At 68.5% G+C, this 22,260-nt stretch carries 13 protein-coding genes; 8 read left to right on the forward strand and 5 right to left on the reverse strand.

The window, feature by feature from the left end; all coding sequences use genetic code 11:
- Nucleotides 1-4: 4 nt before the first annotated feature.
- From FHW58_RS10010 to FHW58_RS10025, 4 genes are read right to left on the reverse strand one after another with little or no spacing between them, the layout of a single operon-like run.
- On the reverse strand, nucleotides 5-922 hold the full coding sequence (locus FHW58_RS10010) for a patatin-like phospholipase family protein (RefSeq protein ID WP_179672863.1): 918 nt from the start codon (nucleotides 920-922) through the stop codon (nucleotides 5-7).
- A 57-nt stretch (nucleotides 923-979) separates the two neighbouring features.
- Nucleotides 980-2,338 (reverse strand): Gfo/Idh/MocA family protein, encoded by a 1,359-nt coding sequence (locus FHW58_RS10015; RefSeq protein WP_218892655.1) that lies wholly within the window; start codon nucleotides 2,336-2,338, stop codon nucleotides 980-982.
- A 17-nt stretch (nucleotides 2,339-2,355) separates the two neighbouring features.
- A complete protein-coding gene (locus FHW58_RS10020; RefSeq protein WP_179672864.1) occupies nucleotides 2,356-3,690 on the reverse strand; it encodes a DUF3472 domain-containing protein in 1,335 nt (444 codons plus the stop codon).
- A 14-nt stretch (nucleotides 3,691-3,704) separates the two neighbouring features.
- Nucleotides 3,705-6,743 carry a TonB-dependent receptor gene (locus tag FHW58_RS10025; protein ID WP_179672865.1) on the reverse strand — a complete coding sequence of 1,013 codons (3,039 nt, stop codon included), beginning with the start codon at nucleotides 6,741-6,743 and terminating at the stop codon, nucleotides 3,705-3,707.
- A 288-nt stretch (nucleotides 6,744-7,031) separates the two neighbouring features.
- Here FHW58_RS10025 and FHW58_RS10030 point away from each other — a divergent pair, with 288 nt between their 5' ends.
- From FHW58_RS10030 to FHW58_RS10065, 8 genes are all read left to right on the forward strand, one after another.
- Complete coding sequence (locus tag FHW58_RS10030; RefSeq protein ID WP_179672866.1) at nucleotides 7,032-8,168, forward strand: SIS domain-containing protein; 1,137 nt, start codon at nucleotides 7,032-7,034, stop codon at nucleotides 8,166-8,168.
- Nucleotides 8,155-9,096 carry an ROK family protein gene (locus FHW58_RS10035; RefSeq protein WP_179672867.1) on the forward strand — a complete coding sequence of 314 codons (942 nt, stop codon included), beginning with the start codon at nucleotides 8,155-8,157 and terminating at the stop codon, nucleotides 9,094-9,096. Before FHW58_RS10030 ends, FHW58_RS10035 begins: the two co-directional genes overlap by 14 nt.
- 2 nt (nucleotides 9,097-9,098) lie before the next feature.
- A complete protein-coding gene (locus tag FHW58_RS10040) occupies nucleotides 9,099-10,442 on the forward strand; it encodes a D-tagatose-bisphosphate aldolase, class II, non-catalytic subunit (RefSeq protein WP_218892742.1) in 1,344 nt (447 codons plus the stop codon).
- A gap of 31 nt (nucleotides 10,443-10,473) precedes the next feature.
- Nucleotides 10,474-11,241: a DeoR family transcriptional regulator gene (locus tag FHW58_RS10045; protein WP_179672868.1), complete on the forward strand. Its 768-nt coding sequence runs from the start codon at nucleotides 10,474-10,476 to the stop codon at nucleotides 11,239-11,241.
- A 4-nt stretch (nucleotides 11,242-11,245) separates the two neighbouring features.
- On the forward strand, nucleotides 11,246-12,343 hold the full coding sequence (locus FHW58_RS10050; RefSeq protein ID WP_179672869.1) for an N-acetylglucosamine-6-phosphate deacetylase: 1,098 nt from the start codon (nucleotides 11,246-11,248) through the stop codon (nucleotides 12,341-12,343).
- Nucleotides 12,344-12,354: 11 nt separating this feature from the next.
- The gene (locus FHW58_RS10055) at nucleotides 12,355-14,148 is read left to right on the forward strand and encodes an MFS transporter (protein WP_229265114.1); all 1,794 of its coding nucleotides are present in this window, start codon (nucleotides 12,355-12,357) and stop codon (nucleotides 14,146-14,148) included.
- 178 nt (nucleotides 14,149-14,326) lie between these two features.
- Nucleotides 14,327-20,932, forward strand: coding sequence for a hypothetical protein (locus tag FHW58_RS10060; protein ID WP_179672870.1), 6,606 nt, complete (start codon nucleotides 14,327-14,329; stop codon nucleotides 20,930-20,932).
- Nucleotides 20,929-21,429: a hypothetical protein gene (locus FHW58_RS10065; RefSeq protein WP_179672871.1), complete on the forward strand. Its 501-nt coding sequence runs from the start codon at nucleotides 20,929-20,931 to the stop codon at nucleotides 21,427-21,429. The genes FHW58_RS10060 and FHW58_RS10065 overlap by 4 nt, the downstream gene beginning before the upstream one ends.
- On the opposite strand, the gene FHW58_RS10070 is transcribed toward FHW58_RS10065, so the two are convergent.
- A complete protein-coding gene (locus tag FHW58_RS10070; protein WP_229265115.1) occupies nucleotides 21,426-22,214 on the reverse strand; it encodes an alpha/beta fold hydrolase in 789 nt (262 codons plus the stop codon). The two genes, FHW58_RS10065 and FHW58_RS10070, sit on opposite strands and share 4 nt — an antisense overlap.
- Between the last annotated feature and the right edge of the window lie 46 nt (nucleotides 22,215-22,260).

Genomic DNA, 22,260 nt, shown 5'->3' on the forward strand with positions numbered 1-22,260 from the left:
TTCCTTATGGTTTGCGTTTTGCTTCGAGTTTTTGTTTGATCTGTGCCATCACCTGCGCGGCGGCCTGCTCGCCGGCCAGCACCGCCTGGTTGCGGCCATTGAAGTCATTGCTGGCCATCTTTCCCAGCGGTGGCGTGATGACGACGTCGGCATCGCGCAGCTCATAGTCGTTGATGCGCTGGCCCATGATGGAGAAGGTCTGCATGATCACGTCCAGCGAGCTGACGGTGGCCTGCACGTCGGCCTGGGTGGAGATGTTGACGGCAATGACGAAGTCCGCGCCCATGTCGCGCGCGAAGCGCACCGGCACCGGCGCCACCAGGCCGCCGTCGACGTAGGTATGGCCATTGATGGTCACCGGCTGGAACACGCCCGGCACCGCCGACGAGGCGCGCACCGCCATGCCGGTATTCCCGCGCTGGAACAGGATCGGCTTGCCGTCCTTGAGGTCCGTGGCCACGGCGCCGAAGGGAATCTTCAGCTTCTCCATCGGCAGATTGTTGACCGCCTTGTTGACGTAAGCCTGCAGCGCATCGCCCTTCAGCACCCCGGTGCTCTTGCGGAACAGCGGCACGGCCCAGTCGGAGATCGAGGCCTCGTCCATCTCCAGCGCCATCTTCTGCAACTGGAAACCGGTGTTACCGGCCGCGTACAACGCGCCGACCACGCTGCCGGCGCTGGTGCCGACCACGATGTCGGGATAGATGCCCTGCGCCTCCAGCGCCTTGATCACGCCGATGTGGGCAAAGCCACGCGCCGCGCCGCCGCCCAGCGCCAGGCCGATCTTGATTTTCTTCGGTGGCAGCGGCTCCGGCGGCGCTTGCAGCACCGGCGTCTCCGCGACAGGCGGGGATTTGCAGCCGACCATGGCGGCTGCGGACAGGATGGCTAAACTGGCAAGGGCGAGACGGCGTGATGTCATGGGCATTAAGATGAACTAGCTGAGCGCCCAAATTGTACACCGCCCCGCCGCGCGCGATTAATACCGGTCGTCGAACGCGAAAATCGGCTTGCGCGACTTCCAGGCGCCGTTGGTAAAGTCCGGGAAATCCAGCGTCTGGAAGTTCTGGGCGATGGACTGCTCGGACAGCGGCGTAATGGCGCTCCACGTCACCGCATCGTAGATATCGATCGGCATCGGTGCCTCGGCCTTCAGCGCCTCCACAAACGCGTGGATGACGAAGAAGTCCATGCCGCCATGGCCGGCGCCCTCCGCCTGCTTCTCGTACTTGCGCCACAGCGGATGGTCATACTTGTCCTGCCACGGCTTGAAGTCGTCCCACTGGTGCGGCTTGCTCTTGCCCTCGATATGGATCGAATGGTTTACATCCATCCACAAGCCATCGGTGCCCTGCACGCGGAAGCCCAGCGAATAAGGACGCGGCAGCGAGGTGTCATGCTGCAGCAGGATGGTCTCGCCGTTCTCGCACGCCAGCGTGGTGGTCACCACGTCGCCCAGCTTGAAGGTGGTTTTGGCGCTCGGATGATTGGCGCCGCCCTCCTTCAGGATGTAGTCGTGCAGGCCGCGCGCCTTGGTGGCAAAGGAATTGATGCGCGTGAAGCGGTTGCCGCGATTGATGTTGGTGTACATCGCGCACGGGCCGATGCCGTGGCTCGGATACAGCTCGCCATTGCGCCGCACCGAGTGCTCGGTGCGCCAGCGCGCCTCCGACCAGCCCTTGGCGCCGTATTCCACGCCGCCGCCATACGGCTTGGCCGGATCACCGCTGTTGAACTTCACCGCGCGCAGATCGTGCTGATAGCCGCCCTGCAGGTGCACCAGTTCACCGAACACGCCGGCGCGCACCATCTGCAGCACCGCCATCACGTCGCGGCGGAAGCACACGTTCTCCAGCAACATGTAGGGCGTTTTGGTTTGCAGCTGGGTGTTCAGCACATCCCAGTGGTCTTGCAGCGTGACGCCGGCCACCACCTCGCAGCCGACCGGAATTTTCGCCTGCATGGCGGCGATGGCCATCGGCGCGTGCCATTCCCATGGCGTGGCGATGATGACGCCATCCAGCGCGGCGGCGTCCAGCATGCGCTTGTAGGCTTGCGGGTCGCGGTCCTCGCCGAAGGTCTTCGGCTTGGGTTTGTCGAACTTGGCCACCTGCGCCAGCGCCTTGCCCAGCATGATAGGTTCGATGTCGCACAGCGCCACCACTTCCACGTCGTCGCGGCGCAGCAGTTCCTGCAGCAGCACCTGGCCGCGCATGCCGGTGCCGATCATCCCCAGGCGCACCTTCTGGCGCGTAGCCGCGAAGGCCGGCAGCATCATGGCGCCAGCGAGCGCGGCGCCTGCCGCGATAAAGTCACGTCGGTTCAAAACAGATTTCATGTTGCTCCTTCTTATAGTCACTGCGGCAGGCTGTTTACGTCCACCGTCGGTTGCTGGCCGCTGGCCGGCCGGGTAAAGCTTTGATTGACCGGTACGTAATCGGCAAAGAAGCCCCCGTTACGCAGGTAGAACCGGCCGCTGTCCAAACCGCCCGCATAGTCCATGCGCTGCGCGTTGGTCACGGTGGCGTCGCCGGTGAGGCGGCCCGTGGTCACTTCCGACCACGTGCCGTTGGCGTTGCGCGCCCACTGGTTGCCGTACAAGACGCGGCGGCCAGTATAGCCGTTGGTATCGATGAAATTCTCCAGGAACGAGTGATTCCCGGTCAGATAAGTGCTGGTGGCGGGCCGCTTCCAGGTGGCGATGTAGCGCCAGGCGCCCGCCTCCGGTGCATAGAACCACGCCGAGAAATTGGTGGCGCCGGCGCCGTCCGGCGTGGCGCGGGTGATGAAGCGGTAGGTGGTACCGGCCTGCCAACTGTACAGCAGGTAGGCTTGGCCGCCGGTGCCCTCGCCGCCAAAGCCGTTGTCCACCACGCCCGCGCCCTTGCTCACCAGCGTGGTCTTGGCGCCGCTGTCGGCGTCCCACACCGAGAACAGCACCCGGCGCTCGGTGGCGGAATTGACCTGGATGCCAAAGTAACCGCCGCTGAAGCCATTCGCCATGAAGTAAGAACCGACCGGGTCCTGCCCGGTGGGGATGGTCATCTCGTTGTAAAAGTACTCGGTGTTGGCCGGCGTGGTGTAGCCCATGTGGACCGACGGGCCACGGCGCGACCAGTAGTAATTGGCGGCGTCGCTGGCGTAATTCAGCGTGGACGCGGTGGTCACCTTCAGCGCCGAGACGTCGCCGAAGTAGCCGCCGTCCTTGCTGACGCCCTGCAAGTCCACCTTCACATAGCCCGGCGCCGCCACGTTGACCGTGCCGACCGCGTAGGTCTTGGTCGCGGTGCCGGCCAGCGCCACGGTGAACGGCGTGCCATTGACCGTCACGCGGATGGTGCTGTTATTGCTGCCGGCCAGCCGCGCGTCCAGGCCCAGCGTCACCGAGCCGGCCGAGGCCACGCGGAAGTAGGCGCTGGTGACCGTGCTGGCGTTATTCCAGTTGGCCAGGCCGTTGTCGTTGATGACCTCCGCCGCCCCGGCCGGCGCCGACGTGATGAAGGCGTTGCCGGCCAGCGCCACCGTGGCCGTGCTGGCCGCCGCCGGCGTGGCCGGTTCGGCCGACGTGGCCGACGCCGACGGCGCGGCCGCCAGCGCCTGCGCCATCGGCGTGCCGTTGCCGGCGCCCTCGCCGCCGCAAGCGGCCAGGAACAGTACTGCCGAATACAGGAATGTGCGTCGCTGTTTCATCATCTCTCCTCCTCTCAGAATTCATATTCCGCGGTCAGGCGCACGGAGCGCGGCGACGTGCGGCTGGCCACTTGCAGGTAGTTCTTGGAAATGGCGCCGCCGTCTTCGCGCGTCTCGTTGTAGCGCTGCACGCTCTGGCGGTCGAACACATTGAACACGTCCACCTTCAGGCTCAGGCCCTTGGCAAAACGCGGCTGGTAGGCCAGGTTCAGGTCTAACTGCGCCTGCCATGGCAAGCGTCCCTGGCTGCCGCGCGGCGCCGGCACGCCATTGCAGTAGAAGTAGGCCGCCCCGTAATCGTTCTCCCACTTCAGGTTCGCCGGCAGCTCGCCGATGCAGTTGCGCGGCGCGCCCGAGGTCAGATTCAGGTTGCCGCCGACGGTCCATTCAGGCGTAGCCTGGAAGTAGCCGTAGGCCTTGATCGAGTGGCGATGGTCGCCCGGCAGGTAGCCGTAGGCGTTGTACATCAGTTCCTTATGATCGTCGCTGACGGTCAGGCCCACATCGCCACCGCCGATGGTGTCGGTCTGGCCTTCCATATTGCCCTTCAATGCGGACAGCGTGTAGGTCAGCTTGCCGTACCAGCCGTTGCTGAACGGGTGCTCGATGAAGAAGTTCAGCGCCTTGTAGGTGCGGTCCGGCTTTGGCGTGCCCCACTCGGCCGCCGAAATATCCACGCGGCGCAGGCCATGGCCGTCGGCGAAGTCGATCCACAGCGCGTTGTCGCGGCCCGGATTGATGATGGCGCACTGGAAGCCGCCCCAGTTGGCGGTGCTGACGTTGTTGCGCGCCGCCCAGGCGTCGATCGGGCGCTGGTCGCAGGTATCGTCGTTGGTATCGTTCATGCGGCGATACAGCCCGCTGACGCCCACCACCAGCTGCTTGCTCAGCGCCTTCTCGAAGCCCAGCGACAGCTCGTCCTGCGACAGCGGCTTGAGGCCGATGGCGGTCACCTCGCGCGCATCGCGGCTCTGGCCATACGCGTTGTTGGCGGAATATGGCTTGCCGATCTGGTGCAGGCCGGTGGGCGCGCCGGTCACCGGATCAACGCCGGTGTAGGTGAACAATTCGCTGGTCGAGGTGAACGGCGCCGCCATGTTGCTCGACAGGTTGGACGGCACCGGCAAGTGATAGCGGCCGGCGTTGGCGAACAACTTGACCGAGCCGTCGCCGTGGTAATCCCAGGTGGCGCCCAGGCGCGGCGCCAGCATGTTCCGCTGCGAGATGAAGGCGTCGCCGGTGCTGGTGTAGTTGGTGAACTGCTCGCGCCGCAGGCCCAGGTCCAGCAACACGCGCGGCGTCACCTGCCAGTGGTCCTGGAGATATTGCGCCGACTGCTCGCTGGTCGGGTTGGCCAGGTTGGAGTACACATCACGGCTGACGTAATAGCCCTGGGTGCCGAAGCCGCCGCCTTGCGCCGGCGTTTCAAACGCGCCGTTGATGGCGCGATTGGGATCGGCCGCCTTGCGGTAGGTCCAGCGGTAGCCGCCGGCCAGCGAGAAGCCGACCTTGGAGTCGACATCGATGCGGTCGATACCGCCGCGCAGCGAGTGCTCGCCGAGACGGTATTCGATATCCAGGCGCTTGCCCTTCTGGTTGTCGGCGGACGCCGGATCGACCAGGTTGCCGGTCACGGTCTGCGGCGTGGTGTAGTTCAGCGTGGGCACCTGCACCGAGAGGCCGGTGGAGATTTGCGGCAGCGCCGGATTGTAGCCGGCCGGCGAGCGCTCATGGCGGGTGCGCGACTTGCCGTACAAGGCGGTCACCGTCAGGTTGTCGGTGAGGTAGCCGGTGTACTTGAAGATATCGATGTTGGCGCCGGGCGCCGCCGACGCGCCGCAGCAGTTGGTGGTGGTTTCACCGGCATTGCCCGGAACATCGTTGTGCGTCCGGGTCGTGTAGTCGTAACCGTAGGCGCGGCTGCTGACGCGCGTGCGGTCATACAGCTTGGTGTACTCCAGGTGATGGTCCTCTGTGAGGTTGAAGTCCACCTTGATGGTGCCGCGATCCACGGTCGACTCGCTGGTGCTCCAGCCGGTCTTGAGCGCGGTGGCGTTGGACTCCGTGCTGGCGCCCACGCCTTCCGAATTGGTTTTGGTGCGCTCCAGCGCGACAAAGGCGAACAGCTTGTTCCTGATAATCGGGCCGCTGCCATACAGGCCGGCCACCTTGCTGGTGCTGGTGTTGTCTTCGTTCCAGTACAGCAGCTTGCCGTCGGTGGCCGGGTTGGCGCCGGTGTTGGGGAAGTAGATGTTTTTAGGCGAACCTTTCAGGCCGCCCGGAATGGTGGCCAGCTTGCCGCCGAAGTGGAAGTCATTGCCGCCGCTTTTGGTGGTGATGTTCACCACCCCGCCAGTGGAGCGGCCAAACTCCGCGCCATAGCCGCCGGTCAGCACCTGAAGGTTGGAGATGGCGCCAAACGGCAGTTCCGACGCCCCTACCTGCGTCAGGATATTCGTCACCGGGAAGCCGTTGACGTAAAACGCGTTCTCCGACTGGCCGGAGCCGCCGATCGACGGCGCGTTGCCATACTGGCTGTTGGTGCCGCGCGCCACGCCGGGCGTCAGTTGCACCACGGCCGCCACGTCGTTCGCCACCGGCAGTGTTTTCAGTTCGCGCGCGGTAAACACCACGCCGTTGTTGGTGTTGGAGACGTCGATCGGATTGCGCGCCGCGCGCACCACCACCGTCTGCCCGTCCGCCTCTTTGGCGCCGAAGTTGACTTCCGTGCCGCTGCCCACCAGCGCCTCCACCTCGCGCGCATCCTGCACCGCGCCACCGCGCAGCACGCGCAAGGCGTAGCGGCCGGGCGGCATGGAGTTGGCTACGTAGCGGCCCGACGCATCGGGCGTCAGGGTGCGCTGGGCGCCGGTGGCCAGGTTTTCCAGTACCACGGTGGCGCCGGCCGGCGACGCCACTTCGCCATAAATGGTGGTGGTGGCGTTAGACTGGGCCCACGCCTGATGACCGGCGGCGGCCATCGTCAGGCCAATCAGGATGGCCGTCGCCTGGCGGATGGCGTGGTGGCGTGGTTTGAAGCGGCTGTGATGCATGTCGAACTCTCCCTCGGTGTTGTGTTTTGTTTGTACTTTCGAAAGACTCTGCACCAACTCTAGGAACAAAAATAATCAAGGTCAATAAAAAGAAAAAATAAATCGAAAATATTTCCTCAAAATCTTTCGATTAAACCGATCAAGGCGGCATTAACTTTCGATTTCGTCGCGAAAGTGGTACAGGCAAATAAAGTTCTTGCGAACAATATCTTTCTTTTTACTTTCGTATTTGACTTTTCGAAAATTAAACCTTACTCTTCATCTGACCTTCACCAGAAAATTCTTTCGATGACTACCTTATTCCAGCGCACAAGCAATGACTGGCGTGACATCGGCGGTTTGGACACCGCGGAAGAAATCGCCCACCAGCCCGCCCTGTGGCGCACACTGGCGGGGCAATTGAGCGCCGGCCGAAGCGAGCTCGCCGCCTTCCTCGGCGACAGCCTGCGCGATCCGCAAGCGCGGGTGATCCTCACCGGCGCCGGCAGCTCGGCCTATGTGGGCGAGATCATCGCGGACGACATCAACGCCGCCTGGCCATGCCAGGTGCGCGCCATCGCCACCACCAGCCTGCTGACACACCCCGCCCTGTATCTGGAAAGCGGCGCGCCGACGCTGCTGGTGTCGTTCGCCCGCAGCGGCAACAGCCCGGAAAGCAGCGCCGCCGTGCAACTGGTGCGCGACCTGGTACCCGGCGCGCGCTTCCTCAACATCACCTGCAACGCCGACGGCGACCTGGCACGCCAGGGCGCACAGGACGCCAACACCTTCAACCTGCTGATGCCCGCCGCCAGCTGCGACCGCGGCTTCGCGATGACCAGCAGCTTCACCTGCATGCTGCTGGCGGCGCTGTGTGCGCTGGATCCCGACTTCCAGCCGCAGCACCTGAACACGCTGGCCGACCTGGGCGAGCAGGCCGCGGTGCGCTGGGCGCCGGACGTGGCGCAACTGGCGAAGCAGCGCGTGTCGCGCGTGATTTACCTGGGCAGCGGCCCGCTGGAAGCGCTGGCCAAGGAAGCGGCGCTGAAGATCATGGAGCTGACCGCCGGCAGCGTCATGACGATGGCGAACAGCGCCCTCGGTTTCCGCCACGGCCCCAAGGCGGCCGTCACGCCGGAAACGCTGGTGCTGCTGTTCCGCAGCGCCGATCCGCTGTCGCGCCGCTACGAGCAAGACCTGCTACAAGAACTGCGCCGGGACCAGGTGGCCAGCGCGGTGCTGACCATCGGCGCCGGCGGCGACTTCGCCATCGACACGCCGGCGTGGCCGGATGCCTGGCTGGCGCCTTTGTGGCTGCTGATGGCGCAGCAGTACGCGCTGCACCAATCGGCGCTGCTGCAACTGCGTCCCGATAATCCCTTCACCGGCGGCATCGTGAACCGCGTAGTGCAAGGCGTCACCATCTATCGTCATGACGACCTCTGAACGCGGCTACCACGGCATCGACATCGGCGGCACCAAGATCGAACTGGTGTCCTTTGCCGATGAAGGCGGCCACCTGCGCGAAGTGCACCGCGAGCGCATCGCCACGCCCGGCGACGACTTCGCCGCCTTCATCGCCGCCATGCAGGGCCTGACCGGCCGCGCCGATGCCGCGCTGGGCCTGCGCGCGCCGGTCGGCATCGGCCTGCCCGGCGTGATCGACAGCGCCACCGGCCGCCAGCTCAGCTCCAACGTGCCGGCGCTGAACGGCCGCCAGGTGGTGGAGGCGCTGCATGAGGCGCTGGTGCGCCCCATCGCCGTCGGCAATGACTGCCAGTGCTTCGCGCTGTCCGAGGCGCAGGGCGGCGCGGCCGAGGGACTGCCGTCGATGTTCGGCGCCATCCTCGGCACCGGCGCCGGCGGCGGCTTCTGCCTGCACGGCCGCCTGCTGCGCGGCTTGAACGGCGTGGCCGGCGAATGGGGCCACTGGCCGCTGGCGGCCGCACAACTGGCGCCGCATGGCCTGCCGTTGTACGACTGCCCGTGCGGGCGGCGCGGCTGCCTGGAACGCTATGTCTCCGGTCCGGGCCTGAGCCGCATGTACCGTCACTTCGGCGGCGGCGACGACACGCCGCTGGCCATCGTCGCTCACGCCCAGGGCGGCTCGGCGCTGGCGCGGCGCGCGCTGGACGTGCACCTCGACCTGCTGGGTCACGCGCTGGCCAGCCTGGTGCTGGCGCTCGATCCGCATGCGATCGTGCTGGGCGGCGGCTTGTCGCAACTGGCGCACCTGTACCAGAAACTGCCGGCGGCCATTGCCCGCCACCTGTTCCCCGGCGTCCGCACGCCGCCCGTGCTGCCGCCCGTGTTTGGCGACGCCGGCGGCGCGCGCGGCGCCGCCCTCCTCATCCGCCAACAACTGAACGATTGATGATGTCCACCACCGACGCCCTGTCCCCCATCCAGCAGATCATTGCCGCCCACCGTCGCGGCGCCGCCGCCGGCTTGTACAGCGTGTGCTGCAGCCATCCAAGCGTGCTGCGCGCCGCCATGCGGGTCGCCCTGACCTACGATACCGTGCTGCTGGTGGAGGCCACCTCCAACCAGGTCGACCAGTTTGGCGGCTACACCGGCATGACGCCAGCGCGGTTCCGCGACTACGTGCACGACCTGGCGCGGGCGCAGGGCTTTCCGCTGGAGCGGCTGGTACTGGGCGGCGACCACCTGGGCCCCAACGCCTGGCAATCGCTGGATGCCGCCACCGCCATGGACCACGCCGAAACGCTGATCGCCGCCTACGCGGCGGCCGGCTTCCACAAGATCCACCTCGATTGCTCGATGCGCTGCGCCGACGACGCGCCCTACCTGAGCGATGAGCTGATCGCCGAACGGTCGGCCCGCCTGTGCATCGTTGCCGAGCAGGCGGCCGCGCTGGCCGGCCTGCCGCCGCCGGTGTACGTGATCGGCACCGAGGTGCCGATCCCCGGCGGCGAGGCCAACCTGGCGCAGGCCGGCGCCGTCACCGCGCCGGAGGCGGCGCGCCGCACGCTGGACGTGCACCGCAAGTCCTTCCTGGACCGCAACCTGCACGCCGCCTGGCGCCGCGTGATCGCGCTGGTGGTGCAGCCGGGCGTGGACTTCGACCATAGCCGCATCCAGCACTACGACGCCGCCCAGGCCGCGCCGCTGTCGGCGTTCGTGGCCGGCCAGCCGGGCATCGTGTTCGAGGCCCACTCCACCGATTACCAGCGCGAATCGGCGCTGCACCAGATGGTGCGCGACCACTTTGCCATCCTCAAGGTCGGCCCGGCGGCCACCTTCGCGCTGCGCGAAGGCCTGGCGGCGCTGTGCGGCATCGAGGAAGAGCTGATCCCGGCCGGCCGCACCTCGCGCCTGATGCGAGTGCTGGACGACACCATGCTGGCGCAGCCCAGGCACTGGGCCAAGCACTATCCCGGCACCAGCGCCGAACAGCGCCTGCTGCGCCGCTACGGCCTGAGCGACCGCTGCCGCTACTACTGGGGCGAGGCGCCGGTGGCGGCCGCGGTGGAGCGGCTGTTCGCCAACCTGGATGGCGTGGAGATCCCGCTGTCGTTGCTCAGCCAGCACCTGCCGGAGCAGTACCTGGAGGTGTTGCAGGGCCAGCTGCCGGCCAGCGCCAACGCCCTGCTGGAGCACAAAATCGGCCGCCTGCTGGCGCAATACGCGCGCGCCTGCAACCGCAACGCCGCCGCCGGCAGCGGCGCGCCGGCTGGCGCAACGGCCGCGATCTGTTAAGCTGCCGTTTTTGACAGATTGATAGCAAAAAATGCGACATACCAGTCAACGCCGCGCCGCCATCCTGCAGGCGCTCACCCAGCACGGTTCGGTGCAGGTCACCGAACTGGTGGAGCAGTTGGGCGTTTCAGCGGTGACCATCCGCACCGACCTGAGTGCGCTCGAATCCCAGGGTCTGGCCACGCGCAGCCACGGCGGCGCCACGCTGGCGCGCACGCCGCCCACCGAGCACACGGTGCCGCAGAAGGACGCCATCAATCACGAACAGAAGGCGCGCATCGGCGCCTACGCCGCGCGCATGGTGCAGGCGGGCGACAACATCATCATCGACTCCGGCACCACCACCATTTCGCTGGCGCGCCACCTGCGCGAGGCACAAGGCGTCACCGTCATGACCAACGGCCTGAATATCGCCTGGGAGCTGGCCGACGCGCCGGGCGTGGACCTGATCCTGACCGGCGGCCTGCTGCGCAAGCAGTCGCTGTCGATCCAGGGCACGCAGGCCGAGGCCTGCCTGCAGGCCTACAGCTTCGACAAGCTGTTCCTCGGCGTGGACGGCTTTGACCTGCAGTTCGGCGTCACCACCCACCACGAGGCGGAGGCCAGCCTGAATCACAAGATGGTGGAACGCGCCAAGAAGATCATCGTGCTGGCCGACGCCTCCAAGTTCGGGCGCGTGAGCCTGCACCGCATCGTCCAGCTGGACCGCGTACACACGGTGATCACCGACGCCGGCATCAGCCCGGAATACCGCGACGGCCTGCGCGACGCCGGCATCGAGCTGCTGATTGCGGAGTGACGCGGTGCTGAGTGGACGCATACTGACCCCGGACGGCTGGATCAACGGCAGCATCGCTTTCGGCCAGCGCATCCAGGCCATCCGGGAAGACAGCGGCGCAGACCACGCGCTGACCATCCTGCCCGGCTTCATCGACCTGCACGTGCATGGCGCGGCCGGCGCCGACATCATGCAGGGCGGCGACGCCGGCGTCACCGTGGCGCGCGCGCATGCGAAGCACGGCACCACCGCCATGCTGGGCACCACCATGACGGCCACCGACAACTCCATCCGGCGCGCGCTGCGCGGACTGGGGCCGATCATCGCCGAGCGCCCGGCCGGCGCCGCGCGCATGCTGGGCGTGCACCTGGAAGGCCCCTTTCTCAGCATCCACCGCCTGGGCGCGCAGCCGGCGGACGCGGTGGTCCCCGGCAGCATGGACCTGGTGCGCGCCTATCACGCGCTGGCGCCGATCCGCGCCATGACCTTGGCCACCGAGGTGGCCGACCACCTGGCGCTGATCCCGCAACTCAACGCCCTCGGCATCCGCGTGCAGATCGGCCATAGCAACGGCAGCTACGAGGACGGCGTGGCCGCGCTGCGCGCCGGCGCCGCCGGCTTTACCCACCTGTACAACGGCATGGCGGGCCTGAACCACTACCAGCCCGGCATCGTCGGCGCCGCGCTGGCGCACGCCGAGTACGCGGAGATCATCCCCGACCTGCAGCACGTGGCACCAGGCGCCATCCACGCCGCCCTGCGTGCCATTCCCCGCCTGTACGGCGTGACCGACGCCACCTCCGCCACCGGCATGCCGGACGGCGAATACGCGCTGGGCAGCCAGCGCGTCTACAAATGCGTGGGCTGCGTGCGGCTGGCCACCGGCTCGCTGGCCGGCAGCGTGCTCACCATGGACCAGGCCTTGCGTAACTTTGTCGGCCTGGGGCTGGACCTGGCCGACGCCTCCCACCGCCTGTCGCTCTACCCGGCCGACTATCTCGGCGAGACGACGCGCGGCCGCCTGGCACCGGGCGCCTGGGCCGATATCGTGGTCCTCGACAAAACATTACAACCGGTGGCCGTCTTCATTGAAGGCGAAGCCATCGACCTCACCACCAACTAGCCGGAGACTCGATGCAAAAGCGCGCCATGGGATTCTTGTTGTTCATCGCCGGGATGGGTGGACTGCTGTACGGGATCGACGTCGGCATCATCGCCGGCGCCCTGCCCTATCTGGAATCGACCGCCTCGGTGGCGTGGCGCCTCAGCGCGCAGCAACTGAGTTTTATCGTGGCGGCGGTGCTGCTGGGGTCCGTGCTGTCGTCGCTGTTTGCCGGCGCGCTGGCCGACTGGATCGGCCGGCGCTGGGCGATGATGCTGTCCGGCGTGCTGTTCACGCTCAGCATCCCGCTGATCGCGCTGGCCGACGGCTACCTGCCGCTGCTGCTGGGCCGCCTGCTGCAAGGCGTCAGCGGCGGCTTGATTGGCGTGATCGTGCCGCTGTACCTGGCCGAATGCCTGCACGCGCGCCAGCGCGGACGCGGCGCCGCGCTGTTCCAGCTGCTGCTGACCATCGGCCTGGTGGCCGCCGCCGTCATCGGCCTGCTGCAGGCGCACGCGGTGGACAGCGCCACCGCCGCCGTCCAGCACCTGAACGAAGACCAGCGCGCCGCCGCGGTGTTCGCCGCCAAGGACCACGCCTGGCGCAGCATTTTCTGGTGGTGCCTGACGCCGGGCGTGATCTTCACCGCCGGCTGCGCGCTGCTGGCCGAGTCGCCACGCTGGCTCGCGCGCAAGGGGCGCATCGACGCCGCCCGCGCGGCGCTGCTGCGCACCCGTCCGGCCGACGAGGCGGAGGCCGAACTGCGCGAGATCCAGCAGGCGCTGGCGCCGGCCGTCACCGCCGGCCCGGCCGCCAGCGATCCGCTGCTCAGCCGCCGCTACGTGCTGCCCTTCCTGCTGGCCTGCCTGATCCTGGCGCTGAACCAGACCACCGGCATCAACTCGGTGCTGGCCTACGTGGTCAACATCCTCAATCAGGCCGGCCTGCCCGGCGCCACCGCCAACAGCGCCGACGTGGTGCTGAAAGTGGTCAACGCGCTGATGACCATCGTCGCGGTGGTGCTGGTGGACCGCAAGGGCCGCAAGTTCCTGCTGATGCTGGGCACCGGCGGCATCGTCGCCGCGCTGCTGGCGGCCGGCCTGCTGTTCCGCGGCGCCGAAGGCACGCAGCGCGACGTACGGCCGATGCTGCAGGCGCGCATCCTGTCCGACAGCATGGCCATGCGGCTGGACGCCGAGACGCTGCAATCGTTCGGCAGCGCGGCCGGCGCCAACGCGGCGGCCGGCGCGCCGCTGCAGCTGACGGTGGCGTATTCGTATGGCCCCTTCACCAATGTGCAGACGCGCCGCAGCGACGACGCCGCGCTGCCGGTGCTGCGCATGAGCCGCGACGACACGGTGCAGCCGGACAGCGTGATCGGTGCCTTCTTCCGCAAGCTGCATCTGAATCCGTTCGCCGATCCGGCCGAAGGCCTGCGCGCGCCGCTGCGCATCGAGCGCGCCGACCTGGCGGCGGTGCCGCCGGCGGCGCATGGCTGGCAGGTGATGGCGGCGATGTGCGTGTTCGTCGCGAGTTTCGCCGTCGGTCCCGGCGTGTGCGTGTGGCTGGCGCTGTCGGAGCTGATGCCGAACCGGATACGCTCCAACGGCATGAGCGTGGCGCTGCTGATCAACCAGTTCGTGTCCACCACCATCGCCGCCACCTTCCTGCCCACGGTGGGCGAATACGGCTACGCGACGATGTTCTTCTGGTGGGCCGGCGCCACGCTGTTGTACTTCCTCACCGCCGCCTTCCTGCTGCCCGAAACCAAGGGCAAGACGCTGGAGGAAATCGAGGCGCGTTTCGCCAGGACCGCCGCCGGCTGAATGCCGGCTTTCCCAGCGGTAATTTGTATTCCCATCCTTGTGATGCAATTGCATCATTTACGCCGCCGGCCAATCCTGCGACAGTGAGGAAATTGTCATATAGACACCAACCCCTCACTACAGAAAGGTCTGCACCATGCGTATGCTTCCACCAGGCCCACCCCGCAAACTGGTCCCCTTGCTTCTGACACTGGCGGTCAGCCAAGCCTACGCCACCGATGTCAGCCAGTACGGCGTCAACGGTGTGAACGGCGCAGCCGGCGCGACCCCGGGCGCGGCGGGTGGCAATGGTGGCGCCGGCGGCAGCGCGCTCGCCAGCAATACCGGCGGCAGCGACAGTAGCACCAGCGCCACTGCCAGCGGTGGAACCGGCGGCAACGGGGGCAACGGCGCGCCGGGCATCCCCGCCGGCAATGGCGGCAATGCCGGCGCCGGTGGCAACGGCGGCAGCGCCAACGCCACGGTCGGCCTGGTCAGTGACAGCTACGGCTACCTCAGTGCATCGGCCGCGGGCGGACGCGGCGGCGACGCCGGCGTGCCGGGCGCGGCCGGTTCCGGCGCCCTGCCCGGCCTCGGCGCCGCCGGCGGCACCGGTGGCACCGCCAATGCCAGCGGTAATCTGAGTATCAGCAATGGCGGCGGCTATTACAGCTATCTGACGATCAGCAGCGCAGGCGGCAGCGGCGGCGTTGGCCAAGGCAGCGGCTACCAGGGCGGCGCCGGCGCCGAAGCCAGCAGCACCGGTACGGTGCACAGCGATGCCTATTCCACGGTCGTTAATCTGACGCAGACCGGCGGCAACGGCGGCGCCGGCTTGGCCGGTGCGCGCGGCAGCCAAGGCGCGCAGTCAACCATCAACAACGCGCTCAGCGCGACAGTGTCCGGCTATGCCAGCGATCTGAATCAGAGCGGATACGGCGGCAACGGCGGCGCCAGCGACAGTGCACAAGCAGGTCATGGCGGTGCCGGCAGTTCGAGTCTGACCCTGGGCGGCGACCTCGGCAACCGCGCCACGCTGCGCGCGGCCGGCGTCGGCGGCAGTGGTGGCGATACGCAGAGCGGCGTGGCCGGCAACGGCGGCAACGGCAGCGCCATGCTGACGCTGACCTCGGCACCAGGCAGCGGCCAGACCACCGCCACGGCCAGCAGCAGTGGCGGCAACGGCGGCAACGCTTACGCCGGCGGCCAGGCCGGCCAGGCCGGCAGTGCCAGCAGCCAGTTCCACGTGACCGGCGGCTACAACGTCAACGGCAGCGCCACCAGCAGCGGCGGCACCGGCGGCAGCGTCGGCGGCGGTGGCAGCGGCAACGGTCAGCACGGCGGCAACGCCACGGCCAGCAGCAGCGGCCAGGCCGATCAAACGCTCAGCCTGCAAACCTATGTCACCGGCGGCGCTGGCGGCAGCGGTTCGGGTGCCGGCAACAGCGGCGGCAACGGCGGCGCGGCCAGCGGCAGCGTCAGCGGCAGCGTGGTCGGCGCGGGCGCGCTTTACCTGAACAACGATCAGACCGGTGGCGCCGGCGGCGCGGGCATCAATGGCGCCCATGGCGGCACCGGCGCCGCCAGCCTGCTGGACAATACAGTCAGCGGCACGACGACCGGCTATCTAAGCTTGGCGCAATCCGCCAACGGCGGTGGTGGCGGTCACAGCGACAGCGGCACGGCCGGCGCCGGCGGCAACGCCAGCTCGACGCTGACGGTCAATGACAACAGCGCCAGCGATCTCGCCATCAGCCTCAGCGCCAATGGCGGCGCCGGTGGCCACAGCGACAGTGGCGTGACCGGGATGGCCGGCAGCGCCACCAGTAACGCCAGCGGCCGTGCCGACAATGCCAACCTGAACATCAGCAGCAGCGCGCGCGGCGGCAACGGCGGCGGCGCCACCAATCATGGCGGTAGCAACACCAGCGGCCAGCATGGCGCCACAGCCAGCGCCAGCGCTGATGGCACCAATGCCGGCAATGGCTACGTCTACGTCAACACCAGCGCAACCGGCGGCAGCGGCGGCGACGGTTATGGCGCCGGCCAGCACGGCGGCAATGGCGCCACGGCCAGCGCCAGCGCCAGCGCTCAGTCCAGCACCGGCAGCCTGCAACTGGGCGTGACGCAGCAAGGCGGTAACGGCGGCGACGGTTATGGCGGCGCCAGTGGTGGCCAGGGCGCCGACAGCCACCTGCTCGACGCCGTCAGCGGCAGCACCGGCGGCAGCCTGCAGCTGGCACAGTACGCCAACGCCGGCAACGGTGGCCGCAGCGATGGTGGCGTCAGCGGCAACGGCGGCAACGCCTCGTCCCAGTTGACGCTACTCGACAACAGCAGTAATGCTGTCACCCTTTCTGTCCGCGCGGTAGGCGGCGCGGGCGGCGCCAACACCAGCGGCAGCGGCAGCAACGCTGGCGGCAACGGCAGCAACGCTGGCGGCAACGGCGGCAGCGCCCTGGTCCTGCTGAATGGCACATCCACGCGCGACGGCGCGGCATTGTCGCTGGAGGCCAGCGCCACCGGCAACGGCGGCGGCGCAACGCCAAGCGGTCAAATCGGCACGGCCGGCAATGCCAGCGCGACGGTGGTGGGCAGCAGCGCCGGCAGCCTGTCCGCCGCCAGCAACGCGGTGGGCGGCCATGGCAGCAACGCGCCGACTGGCGGCGACACGGTGCAGGCCCGCGACGGCGGCAGCGCCACCAGCGTGGTCCAGGGACAAGCCAGTGGCGCCAATTGGGCCAGCGTCAGCGCCGCCGCCACCGGCGGCAGGGGCAGCATGGCGTATGGCGCCGGCCAGCAGGCCGGCAACGGCGGCAGTGCCATCAGCAGTGCCAGCGTTGCTGGCGGCGCGGCCAGCGCCACCAGCAATGCCACCGGCGGCGCCGGCGGCGACGGCTACGGTGGCGCCAGCGGCGGCAACGGCGCCGCCATTAGCATGGTGAACACGGCCAGCGGCACGGCAGCCGGTAACCTGACCCTGAGCCAAAGCGCGGCCGGTGGCAAGGGCGGCGACAGCAGCGCCGGCGCCGCCGGCCAGGCGGGCAGCGGCAGCTCGACACTCAGCCTGAGCAACGCCAGCCAGCCGGATTTGGCCCTGTACGCCTATGCCACCGGCGGCGCTGGCGGCAGCAGCGGCGTCGGCGTCGGCAGCAGCGGCGCCAACGCACAGGCGATCACCAGCGCCAGCAACAGCGCCAACACCACTGTCTCCAGCAACGCCACTGGCGGCAGTGGCGGCAATAGCGCGGTTGGCGGTCAGGGCCTGGCGCAGGCAACGGCCAGCGCCAGTGGCGGCGCCAGCGTGGTGGTGACGGCCTACGCCGTCGGCGGTGGCGGCGGCACGAGCAGCAGCGCCTACGACTCGCAATTGGCAGCCGGTAATGGCGGTACCGCGCAGGCCCACGCGTCCGGCCAGTCCGACAGCGGCAACGTCACGCTCAACGCCACCCTGACCGGGGGCAGCGGCGGCTATGGCAACTACGGCAACCGCGGCGGCGATGGCGCGCTGGCGACAGCCGTCAATCTGGTCAGCGGCCACACCAGCGGCGGCCTGACGCTGAACCAGAACGCTAACGGCGGCCGCGGCGGCGACAGTGCCGCCGGCCAGGGCGGGCGCGGTGGCGACGCCGAATCGCGTTTAACGCTGATCGACAGCGATGCCAGCGCACTGACCAGCGCCATCAGCGCCACCGGTGGCAGTGGTGGCACCAGCGGCACCAATGCCGTGGGCGGACTGTCCGGCAATGCCGGCAACGCCAGCAGCGCCCTGGTGCTGAGCGCCACCCGCGACGGCGCCAGCGTCAACGGCAGCAGCCTGGCCATTGGCGGCGCCGGCAAAGCCGGCTGGTACGGCGCGCCCGCCGATGGCGGCAACGCCGACGCGCGCTTGCAGTTGAGCGCCAACGGCAACGTTAGCGGCAGCAGTGCTGCGCGCGGCGGCAACGCCAACGAGTCTGACTCTTACTACAATACCGGCGCCAACGGCAACGGTGGCGCCGCCAGTGCCGGCGGCGAAGTGTCGGCCAGCGGCGCCAACAGCGCCACGCTGACGGTCAGCGCCACGGGGGGCAACGGCGGCAGCACCGGTTATCAGTCGCTACAGGCCGGCAACGGCGCCGGCGGCAGCGCCAGCGGACGCGCCGTGTCGGCCAGCGGCGCCGCCAGCGTCAGCCTGACACTCACCGGCGGCAACGGCGGCAACAATTATTACAATGACGCCGCCGATGGCGCGCTGGCCGGCAACGGCGCCAGCGTCACGCTCAACAATGCCGCGCAGGGCAGCACCAGCGGCGCCCTCAGTCTGTCGCAACAAGCCAACGGCGGCGCCGGCGGCTGGGCGTACAACGGCCAGTCCGGGCTGGCGGGCAATGCCAGTTCGACGCTCACCGTCGACGACCAGCAGGCTGCCAGCTTGAGCCTGTACGCCGGCGCCACCGGCGGCACCGGCGGCGGCGCCAACGGCAACCGCGCGCCAACCACTGGCGGAACCGCCGCCGCGCTGGCCGACGGTCGCGGCAACGGCGCCGTCGGCGTCACCAGCTACGCGATCGGTGGCGCCGGCGGCTACGCCTATAACGGCCAGGCGGCGCCGGGTGCCAACGCCAGCAGCAGCGCGCGCGGCGCCAGCGCCGGCGGCGATGTCGCCGTCTTCGCGCTGGCGCAAGGCGGTGCTGGCGGCTCGTCCAGCTATGCCAATGGCGGCGCCGGCGGTATCGCCAGCGCCAGCGCCTATGGCAGCTCGGTCACGGGCAATGTTTCGGTGCGCGCCGATATCACCGGCGGCGCCGGTGGCGGCGCCACTGGCGATGGCGCGGCCGACGCGCGCGGCAGCGATGGCGCGGCGGGCACGCTGAACAACGCCGTGGGCGGCAGCACCAGCGGCCAGTTGTCGCTGACCCAAAATGCTCGCGGTGGCGATGGCGGCTATGGTTATCGCAGCGCCGGCAATGGCGGCGACGCCAGTTCCAGCCTGGTGCTGAACGACGGCCAGGCCAGCAGCCTGGTGCTGTCGGCCAGCGCGGCGGGCGGCGCCGGCGGCGGCACCGCCAGCGGAGTGAGCGGCAAAGGCGGCAACGCCACGCTGTGGCTGGACGCCAGCGCTGTCGGGCCGCTGCAAATCAGCGCCAACGCCAGCGGCGGCATGGGAGGTTACTACGGCGGTAGCGGCAGCAGCGGCGGCAATGGCGGCGACGCCAGCGGCACCGTGCGCGGTGTCAGCAATGGCGCCAACAGCGTCGACATCACCCTGAACGTCAGCGGCGGCAGCGGCTATGTGTACTCCAACGCCGGCGGCGTACTGCAGGCGGCGTCCGGCGGAGTGGCCCGTGACAGCAGCGTGTACGGCAGTTCCGGCAGCGGCGCGGTGGCGCTGCGCCTGACACAGACCGGCGGCTCCGGCATGGCCGGCTATTACGGCACCAACGGCGGCGACGGCGCCGACTCGGTGCTCAAGAATGCCGTCAGCGGCAGCACCGACGGCGCGCTCACGTTGACCCAAAGCGCCGCCGGCGGCAACGCGGGCAGCGCCTACGGCGGCGACCTCAGCACCGTCAACGGCAAGGCCGGCATGGCGCAGTCCTGGCTGACCCTCAACGACAGCAAAGCCAGCAGCGTTCAGGTACAGTTGAACGCCAGCGGTGGCGCCGGCGGCGCCAGCTGGAGCGAGACGCCTGCCAGTCAAGGCGGCAATGCCGACAGCCGCTTGCTGCTGCACACCAGCGGTAGCGCGGTGGGCAGCGCCACCGCCATCGGCGGCGCTGGCGGCGCGCATCCCGGCACCTACGGCGTGGGCGGCAACGCAACGGCACACGCCACGGTGGTCGCGCCCACGTCGGCCAGCGCCAGCGCGGTGGCCTCTGGCGGCTACAGCAATGCGGCGCAGCGCTACGGCGATGCCGACGCTTATGCACTGGCGCGCAGCAACCAAAGCGGCGGCACCAGCCTGGCGTCCAGCCAGGCCGAAGGCCGTCAGATCAGCGCGCTGGCGCAGGCCGAGGGCGTGGGACACGGCACCATCGCGGCGACCGCGTCCGGCCGCGGCGATAGCGGCAGCGTCACCGCCATCAGCATCGCCAGCGACGGCGCGCACACGCTCTCCAGCGCCAAGGCCACGGCACCGGTGGGCGGCGCCAGCGGCTACCTCTACGCCAACACCCAGGCGGGCCACGGCGGCGACGGCGCGGCGCAGCATGACCTGTCGACGCTGTATACGCCGCAAGTGCTGTCGCGCGTCACCGGCGATCCGGGCGACAGTGCCACCTTGCTGGCCGGAGCCGGCAACGTGGCGGCCGCGCTGGCAGATGGCGTGGTGCACGGCAGCGGCGTCCTGGGCGCGTCGTATTCGGCCGATACCGTGCCGGCCGGCGGCAGCCAGACCTACCTGGCCAGCGGCCAATTCCAGTTCCAGACCACGCAGGCCGGCCACCTGGTGGTGGGCTGGCTGTCGACGTTTGCCTTGAATAGCGGCTTTGACGCGTTCAGCCTGAGCGTCAACAGCCACGGCACCCTGCTCTACACGCAGACCTTCAGCAACGCCGGCGAGGCCGCCAGTTTCTTTAGCGATGGCACGCTGGACCTTGGCCAGTTCGGCGCCGGCGCGCAGGACCTGGAAATTGCCACGGCGCTCACCACCTATGGCGGCGCCAGCGGCGGCTTCGGCCTGCGCTATGTGATCGGATCGGTGGCTGTCACGGCGGTGCCTGAACCATCCACCTGGGCCATGAGTCTGGCCGGCGTGATGCTGGTGCTGTTGCAGCGCCAGCGCCGCCAGCGACGCCAATTTAACCTGGAGCAACCAGCATGAGCGCGCACATCGACGACACCGTTAGCTATCCGGGAGCACGGCAAATGAAAATGGACGGCATGGAATTACGCCCCGTCACCCCAACAGGCGGCTGGAAAACCTGGCAGCTGACCGGCGCGCTGCTGGCGGGACTGGTGGCAGCAGCGGCGCTGGCGGCGCTGGCCGTAAGCCATTGGCTCAACAACAGCGCCCGGGTGATCACGCCGGGACCGCTCGGCGGCTGGTATAGCGTCCAACTGGTGAATGGTCAGGTGTATTACGGCTTGCTGCTGGAAGCCACGCCGGCCTATATCAGGCTCGGCGATGTGTACTACATCCAGTCCTACCAGCAGCCCAACGGACAACCCGGCAATCGCGTGGTCAGCCGGCGCAAAAACGACTGGCACGGGCCGCTTGAGCAAACCATCCCCGCCGACAAAATCATGACACTGGACGCAGTCGGCCCGCAGTCACAGCTGGCGCGGCTGATCCAGCAGGACAAGGCCAGCCCGCCTTAAGCGGGGGCCAGGCATTGCTCCAGCGACAGCTCCAGCAGCGGGAAGTGGCCGGTGTCCACCTTGAAGAAGGCAGCCTGCGGGAAGATGATCTCCCACACGGCGCGGTCCTGTTCGGCGTCGATCATCGGATCGTAGGCGCCGAACAGCACCGACACCGGGCCGTCAAACGCGCTGCGCGCCGGCGTGTGGTCCAGCGCCGAGAAGTCGTCCGAGGTGGCCACCGAGGTCGGGCCGTCGAAGGCGCCCGGCTGCTGGATCAGTTCCGAGAACGAGCGCGCCGCCTCGGCGCCGCCATGCGGGCCGAAATACAGGTCGGTCACGTCCGGCAGCAGCGACAGTGCGCCGAACACGTCCCAGAAGCGCGGACGGCCCGGGTCTTCCTCGTACATCGCCAGCGCCGTGGCCAGCTTGCCGGCGTGCTGGTGGTCGGTGTGCACGCGGAAGGCGCGGCGCGCCAGGCGCAGCGCGGCCTGCTCCGGGTTGAAGGTGGGCGCCAGCAGCACGATGTTCTTGATCAGCTGCGGCACGTGACGCGCCAGGTGCACCGCCAGATGGGCGCCAAAGGAACTGGCCATCACGGTCAGCGGCTGGCCGGCTTCCGCGGCCACGCGGCGGAATTCGGTCAGCGTCGCTTCCAGCAGGTCGCGGTAGGGACGCTCCGCGCACGGCTTGGTCACCGGCTGGTGCCACCAGTGGACATTCGACGCCTCCGGATAGCGGGCGCGCTCAAACACCGGACCAAGCCCCGGACCACCGTGCAGATAAAAGACCGAAATTGCTGCCATGTTCTCTCCTTAGCAAAAGCAACAGGCATTATAAATATTGTTGGTT

The organism is Duganella sp. 1224 (genome assembly GCF_013408245.1).
GTDB lineage: Bacteria > Pseudomonadota > Gammaproteobacteria > Burkholderiales > Burkholderiaceae_D > Rugamonas.

Excerpts from the sequence above, each read along its gene's own strand:
- FHW58_RS10010 (WP_179672863.1), bottom strand. The coding sequence starts at position 922 with ATGACATCACGCCGTCTCGCCCTTGCCAGTTTAGCCATCCTGTCCGCA.
- FHW58_RS10015 (WP_218892655.1), bottom strand. The coding sequence starts at position 2,338 with ATGAAATCTGTTTTGAACCGACGTGACTTTATCGCGGCAGGCGCCGCG.
- FHW58_RS10020 (WP_179672864.1), bottom strand. The coding sequence starts at position 3,690 with ATGAAACAGCGACGCACATTCCTGTATTCGGCAGTACTGTTCCTGGCC.
- FHW58_RS10025 (WP_179672865.1), bottom strand. The coding sequence starts at position 6,743 with ATGCATCACAGCCGCTTCAAACCACGCCACCACGCCATCCGCCAGGCG.
- FHW58_RS10030 (WP_179672866.1), top strand. The coding sequence starts at position 7,032 with ATGACTACCTTATTCCAGCGCACAAGCAATGACTGGCGTGACATCGGC.
- FHW58_RS10035 (WP_179672867.1), top strand. The coding sequence starts at position 8,155 with ATGACGACCTCTGAACGCGGCTACCACGGCATCGACATCGGCGGCACC.
- FHW58_RS10040 (WP_218892742.1), top strand. The coding sequence starts at position 9,099 with ATGTCCACCACCGACGCCCTGTCCCCCATCCAGCAGATCATTGCCGCC.
- FHW58_RS10045 (WP_179672868.1), top strand. The coding sequence starts at position 10,474 with ATGCGACATACCAGTCAACGCCGCGCCGCCATCCTGCAGGCGCTCACC.
- FHW58_RS10055 (WP_229265114.1), top strand. The coding sequence starts at position 12,355 with ATGCAAAAGCGCGCCATGGGATTCTTGTTGTTCATCGCCGGGATGGGT.
- FHW58_RS10065 (WP_179672871.1), top strand. The coding sequence starts at position 20,929 with ATGAGCGCGCACATCGACGACACCGTTAGCTATCCGGGAGCACGGCAA.
- FHW58_RS10070 (WP_229265115.1), bottom strand. The coding sequence starts at position 22,214 with ATGGCAGCAATTTCGGTCTTTTATCTGCACGGTGGTCCGGGGCTTGGT.